4 protein-coding genes are annotated in these 6838 nt (G+C 74.5%); 3 read left to right on the forward strand and 1 reads right to left on the reverse strand.

Going from position 1 to position 6838, the window contains the following annotated elements; all coding sequences use genetic code 11:
- Positions 1–66: 66 nt before the first annotated feature.
- The 3 genes from IE330_RS25965 (at position 67) to IE330_RS25975 (ending at position 5002) form a co-directional block, all read left to right on the forward strand.
- A complete protein-coding gene (locus IE330_RS25965) occupies positions 67–2517 on the forward strand; it encodes a GcvT family protein (RefSeq protein ID WP_229925929.1) in 2451 nt (816 codons plus the stop codon).
- 165 nt (positions 2518–2682) lie between these two features.
- Positions 2683–3870, forward strand: coding sequence for an N-methyl-L-tryptophan oxidase (gene solA / locus IE330_RS25970; protein ID WP_190138547.1), 1188 nt, complete (start codon positions 2683–2685; stop codon positions 3868–3870).
- Positions 3871–3880: 10 nt separating this feature from the next.
- Positions 3881–5002 (forward strand): aromatic ring-hydroxylating oxygenase subunit alpha, encoded by a 1122-nt coding sequence (locus tag IE330_RS25975; protein ID WP_190138548.1) that lies wholly within the window; start codon positions 3881–3883, stop codon positions 5000–5002.
- A gap of 64 nt (positions 5003–5066) precedes the next feature.
- On the opposite strand, the gene IE330_RS25980 is transcribed toward IE330_RS25975, so the two are convergent.
- A partial coding sequence (locus IE330_RS25980; RefSeq protein WP_506005384.1) for a coiled-coil domain-containing protein occupies positions 5067–6838 on the reverse strand: 1772 nt, incomplete at its 5' end.

Genomic DNA, 6838 nt, shown 5'->3' on the forward strand with positions numbered 1-6838 from the left:
GAGGCCGCCGCTCCCCCCACCAGCCGCCGTGGGACCCACGGGTCCCGCGGGCCGCGTGTCGTTGTCATCGGTGCCGGGATCGTCGGTTGCTGCCTCGCCGACGAGTTGACCGCGCGCGGCTGGAGCGACGTCACCGTCCTGGAGCAGGGGCCGCTGCCCGCGCCGGGCGGGTCCACCTCGCACGCGCCGGGGCTCGTGTTCCAGACCAGCCCGTCCAGGACGCTGAGCCGGTTCGCGGCGTACACGGTACGGAAGTTCGGTGCGCTGACCGTGGACGGGCGCCCCTGCTTCCTCCCCGTGGGCGGCCTGGAGCTCGCCACCACGCCGGAGCGCTGGGCCGAGCTGCACCGCAGGGCGGGGTTCGCCGCGTCCTGGGGCATCCGCGCCGAGCTCCTCGGACCGGAACGGTGCAAGGAGCTGTGGCCACTCCTCGACACCGGCCAGGTGCTCGGCGGCCTGCACACGCCCGACGACGGGCTCGCCCGCGCCGTGCCCGCCTGCCGGGCGCAGATCGACCGGGCCACGCGGCGCGGCGCCCGCTTCCTCGACCGGCACACCGTGACCGGCGTCGAGCGTGCCGACGGCCGTGTCACCGGCGTCGTCACCGACCGGGGCACCTTCCCGGCCGACCACGTGGTGTCGGCGGCGGGCTTCTGGGGTCCGGTGATCGGGCGCATGGCCGGTGTCGACGTGCCGCTGCAGCCGCTCGCCCACCAGTACGTCACGACGCGGCCGCTGCCCGAGCTCGCCGACGCCGGTGACGGCGGCCCGCTCCCGGAGGCCTCGCGGCCGATCCTCCGGTACCAGGACCGGGACCTGTACTTCCGTGAGCACGCCGACCGCATCGGCATCGGCTCGTACGCCCACCGGCCGCTGCCCGTCGATCCGTTCACCGTGCCCACGTACGACGAGGCCGTCGCGAGCCACCACGCCGGGGCGGCACCGCCCACGGGACCCGCCATGCCGTCCGCGTACCCCTTCACCGCGGAGGACTTCGCGCCGAGCTGGCAGGACGGGTGCGCTCTCCTGCCCGCGCTCAAGGAGTCGGCGGTCGACGAGGGGTGCAACGGTGTCTTCTCCTTCACTCCGGACGGTATGCCCCTGCTCGGCGAGGCCCCGGAACTGCGCGGCTTCTGGCTCGCCGAGGCCGTGTGGGTCACGCACTCGGCGGGCGTCGCCAAGGCGGTCGCCGCGTGGATGGTCGACGGCAGGCCCGCCATCGACGTCCACGACTGCGACGTGACGCGTTTCGAGGCGGCGCAGCGCTCCCCCGCGTACGTCGCGGAACGCGGCGCCCGGCAGTTCGTCGAGGTCTACGACGTGATCCACCCGCTGCAACCACCCGACGAACCGCGCCCGCTGCGGGTCAGCCCCTTCCACGCCCGCCAGGTGGAACTGGGCGCGCGGTTCCTGGAAGCGGGCGGCTGGGAACGCCCGCACTGGTACGAGGCGAACGCGCCGCTCGCCGAGGCGCTGGAGCTTCCCGCGCGGGACGCCTGGTCCGCCCGGCACTGGTCACCGATCGCCGCCGCCGAGGCGAAGGCGACGCGCGAACGCGTGGCGCTGTACGACATGACCCCGCTGCGCCGCCTGGAGGTCACCGGCCGCGGAGCCCTGGACTTCCTTCAGCGCATGACCACCAACAACCTCCGCAAGCAACCCGGTTCGGTCACCTACACCCTCCTTCTCGACGAGGCGGGCGGCATCCGCTCCGACCTGACCGTGGCACGGCTCGCCCCCGACCACTTCCAGGTCGGCGCCAACTCCCCCGCCGACCTCCACTGGCTACAGTGGCACGCGCCCGACGGCGTGCACATCAGGGACATCACCCAGGGGACGTGCTGCGTCGGCGTCTGGGGCCCGCTCGCCCGCGCCCTCGTGCAGCCGCTGACCCGCGACGACTTCTCGCACGCGGCGTTCGGCTACTTCAGGGCGCGGCGCGCGCACATCGGGCACGTCCCGGTGACCGCGCTGCGCCTCAGCTACGTCGGTGAGCTGGGCTGGGAGCTGTACACCAGCGCCGACCTGGGCCTGCGCTTATGGGACACACTGTGGGAGGCCGGGCGGGGGCTCGGCGCGGTGGCGGCCGGCCGGTCCGCCTTCGCCGGTCTGCGGCTGGAGAAGGGCTACCGCGCCTGGGGCGAGGACATGACCACCGAGCACCACCCCTACGAGGCGGGCGTCGGCTTCGCCGTGCGCGAGGACAAGGGCGACTTCGTCGGCCGTGCGGCCCTCGAGGAACGCGGCCCCCTCACCCGCAGGCTCACCCCACTCCTCCTCGACGACCCGGCCGCCGTCGTCCTCGGCAAGGAGCCGGTGTACGTCGCGGGAGCCCCGGCCGGATACGTCACCAGCGCCTCCTACGGCTACACCCTGGGCCGCTGCGTCGCCTACGCCTGGCTGCCGCCCCTGCCCGCCGGGACCGGCACGCACATCGCGTACTTCGGTGAGAAGTTCCCGGCGACAGTCGCGGAGGAGCCGCTCTTCGACCCTGAGATGACCCGTATCCGGTGCTAGGCACGTCCCCGGCACCCGAGTGTCCGACCCGCGCACCCGGGCGCCCCGCCCCTCCGCAGAAGCACCCGCCCCCGTCGCGCCCCCTCGTACCCGCAAGGACCGCACCCCCGTACCCGCAGTACCGCGCCACCGTACCCGCGGTACCGCACCGCCCCTGGAGGCCCCATGTCCCCCACCACTCCCACGTACGACGTGATCGTGATCGGTCTGGGCGGCATGGGCAGTGCCGCCGCGCACCATCTGTCCGCGCGCGGGGCCCGCGTCCTCGGCCTGGAGCGGTACGGTCCCGTGCACCGGCACGGCTCCAGCCACGGCGGCTCCCGGGTCACGCGCCAGTCGTACTTCGAGGACCCGGCGTACGTGCCGCTGCTGCTGCGCGCGTACGAGCTGTACGAGCAGGTGGAGCGGGACACGGGGCGGGAGATCGCCCTGCTCTGCGGAGGCGTCATGGTCGGCAGGCCCGACGGGCGCGTCGTGTCGGGGGCGCGGCTCTCCGCCGAGACCTGGGGGCTCCCGCACGAGATGCTCGACGCCCGTGAGATCCGCCGCCGCTTCCCGACGCTCACGCCGCGCGACGACGAGGTGGCGCTGTACGAGGAGCGGGCGGGCCTGGTCCGGCCCGAGAACACCGTCGCGGCGCACCTCCAGCTCGCCACCCGGCAGGGCGCCGAGCTGCGCTTCGAGGAGCCCGTCGTCCGCTGGGAGCCGTGTGGTGGCGGCGTACGCGTCCACACGCCGGAGGACGCGTACACGGCGGGGCAGTTGGTCATCTGCCCGGGGGCCTGGGCGCCGGGGCTCCTGGCCGACCTGGGGGTGCCGTTCACGATCGAGCGGCAGGTCATGTACTGGTTCCAGCCGACCGGGGGTGTGGGCCCGTTCCTGCCGGAGCGCCATCCGATCTACGTCTGGGAGGACGCGGCGGGCGTCCAGGTGTACGGCTTCCCCGCCATCGACGGCCCGGACCTCGGGGCGAAGGTGGCCTTCTTCCGCAGGGGCACCGTCTGCACGCCCGACACCATCGACCGCACGGTCCACGCGCACGAGGTCGCCGCCATGGCCGACCACATGTCCCGGCAGGTCCCGCTGCTCCCGGGGCGCCTGCTCAAGGCCGTGACCTGCATGTATACGACGACGCCCGACGAGCACTTCGTGATCGCCCGGCATCCCGCGCACCCGGAGTCGGTGACGGTGGCGTGCGGCTTCTCCGGGCACGGCTTCAAGTTCGTGCCGGTGGTCGGCGAGATCGTCGCCGACCTGGCGCTCGACGGCACCACCGCGCACCCCGTCGGACTGTTCGACCCGCGCCGGATCACCGGCCCGCTGGACGCCGCGGCCGCCGCGGCGCCCGCCTGAGGAGGACACCGTGACGACCCAGGTCTCCGCGAGCCTCATCGCGACACTGCCCGGCCGCGCCTACACCGACCCCGAGGTGTTCGAGCGCGAGCAGGAGCACGTCTTCGAGGCCCTGTGGGTGTGCGCGGTGCGCGCCGCCGACCTCGAGCGGCCCGGCGCGTACCGGACGGTCCAGGTCGGCCGGGAGAGCGTTCTGGTCACCCGCGCCCGGGACGGCGCGCTGCGGGCCTTCCTCAACGTGTGCCGGCACCGGGGCGCGCGGCTGTGCGCGGACGCCGAGGGCGAGGTGCGGCGGGGCCTGCGGTGCCCGTACCACGCCTGGACGTACGGCCTGGACGGCAAACTGCTCGCGGCGCCGAACCTGACGCGCATGCCTGACGTGGACCGGTCCGCGTACGGCCTGGTCAGGGTGGCCCTGCGCGAGTGGCTGGGCTACGTCTGGGTGTGCCTGGCCGACGAGCCGCCGTCGTTCGAGGGGACGGTCGTCGCCGAGGCCGCCGAGCGCCTGGGGGACGCGGCGGCGGTGGAGCGCTACCGGCCCGGGGAGCTGGCACTGGGGCGGCGTGTCACGTACGACGTGCGCGCCAACTGGAAGCTGATCGTCGAGAACTTCATGGAGTGCTACCACTGCGCGACGATCCACCCGGAACTGACCGACGTGCTGCCGGAGTTCACGAAGGGCTTCGCCGCGCAGTACTACGTCGGGCACGGCGCGGCCTTCGGTGACGGGGTGCGCGGCTTCACCGTGGACGGCAGCGCGGGCTTCGGCCGTCTGCCCGGCGTGGCCGACGACCAGGACCGCCGCTACTACGCGATCACCGTCAAGCCGGGGGTGTTCGTGAACCTGGTACCGGACCACGTGATCCTGCACCGTGTGTTCCCGCTGGCCGTGGACCGTACGGTCGTCGAGTGCGACTGGCTGTACGCACCCGGTGTCGTGGCCTCCGGGGCCGATCTGTCGAAGTCCGTGGAGCTGTTCCACCGGGTGAACGAGCAGGACTTCGCGGCGTGCGAGCGGACGCAGCCGGCGATGAGCTCCCGTGCCTACCGGCACGGCGGGGTGCTCGTGCCGACCGAGCACCACATCGGCCTGTTCCACGCGTGGGTCACCGGACGGATCGGCTCCCTTTGACGGCGGCCCCCCTCCGGCCGCCCGCCGGGCAGCTCGGCTGCCCGACCGCCCGGCATCGGAGGCGTCACCCCGCCACGGGCTTCTTGTACATGCGGGTGGCCGTGATCTCGCCGTGCACCGTCTCCCCGGCGGGGGCCTGCTGCTCCTGCGGCAGGCCCGGCCGCAGGTGTTCCTCGACGCTGATGTACTTCAGGCCCGCCCGCAGGTCGGCGTCGTTGCGCAACCGGATGACCAGCGGGAACTCGGCGAGCGCGGTCGTGTCGAACAGGCCCGTGGTGTACAGGAGCTGCACCCCGAGGGCGTCGGACACGGCGCGCTGGAGCTCCAGGAGGTACGTGGCGTTGGCGCGGCCGATGGGGTTGTCGAGGAACAGGGTGCCCGCGTGGCGGTGCTTGTCGCGGCCCCGGTCGTTCGACCGCAGCGCGGCCATCGTGCAGTACAGGGCGATGGCGGCGGTCAGGAGCTGGCCGCCGGAGAACACGTCGCCCATCTGGCCGACGGGGACGCGTTCGGCGCGCAGCACGGCGTCGGGCTTGAGGATCTCCACGGCGACGCCGCGCGGCTCCAGGGCCGCCTGGACGCCCCTGAGGAGCAGGGACATGCCGTCCCTGCGCAGGTCGGAGTTCTTCTTCACGGCCGCGCGCGTGGCGTCGTCGATGACCACGCCGAGGCGCTCGGCGAGCGTGGCCTGGTCGGGCTCCTCGAAGCGGATGCGCAGGAACTCCTGGCCCGACCACTCCCCCAGGCCCTCCGGGAGGCGGGACAGGCGCTGGGCGGAGCGCAGGGTCGCGAGGGCCGACTCGACGAGGCCGCGCAGCCGGTCGACGATGCTGTCGCGGTTGCGCTCCAGTTGCTCCAGCTCGTCGGTGAGCACGCGCAGCCGGGGGGCGAAGGCGTCCGCCCACTTCTTGGCGTGCTCGGGCAGCGCGGCGGCGGGCAGTTCGCGGATCTGCTGGCGGGCGGGGGTGCGGACCTGCTCGTAGCGGGTGGAGTTGGCGTGCCGTACGAGGACGTCACTGGCCTCGCGGACGGCGGCCTCGGCGGCGGACAGGTCGGCGGCGCAGCCGCGCAGCGAGCGGCGGGCCTCGGCGGCGGCCTGGCGGGCCTCTTCGAGGGTGCCGGGGTAGGGCTCGGGCTGCTCCTGCTCGTCCGTGTCGTGGTGCTCGCGGAGCAGGTCGCGCAGGAGCGCGGCGGTCTCGTCGAAGCCGCCGGCCGCGTCCTCGGTGGCGCGGTGGGCGCGCAGGAGCGCGGCGTGCGCCTCCTTGGCCTGGGTGAGCGCCTCGGTGCGGGCGGCCAGTTCGCCCGTGGCGGTGCGCAGCAGGGCCTGGGCGTGCTCGGCGTCGGTGGGCTCCAGGTCCTCGGGCAGCTCGGTGTGCGCCTCGCCGTCCTGGGGTGCGTGCCGCTCGGCCTCGCCGCGCAGCCGGCCGAGCTGCTCGCTGGCGGCCGCGGCGCGGGACTCGATGAGCTGGACCTGGGCCTCCGCGCGCGCGGCGGCGGCCTGCCGGGAGGGGCCGTCGGCGCCGTCGGTGCCCTCCAGGAGCTGGGCGGCGCGGGTGCGGACCTTGTTGCTGAGCCGGTCGAGCTCGGCGAGGGCGGCGGACTCGTCGCTCTCGGCGCGGGCCTGCTCGGCGCGCAGGTCGGCGCCGACACCGACCTTCTCGTAGAGCTGGGAGGCCGCGCGGTAGGCCTCGCGCAGCGCGGGCAGCGAGGTCTTGGGGGCCCCCTCGTCCAGGGCGACGTCCTCGGGGGCGCCGGCGATCTCGGCGCGTTCGGCGCGCAGGGCGCGGGCGGTGCGGCGCGCGTCGTCGGCCGCCCGCTGGGCGGCGCGCCGGTCCT

Origin of the sequence: Streptomyces longispororuber (assembly GCF_014656095.1) — a bacterium.
In the GTDB taxonomy this organism is placed as follows: domain Bacteria; phylum Actinomycetota; class Actinomycetes; order Streptomycetales; family Streptomycetaceae; genus Streptomyces; species Streptomyces longispororuber.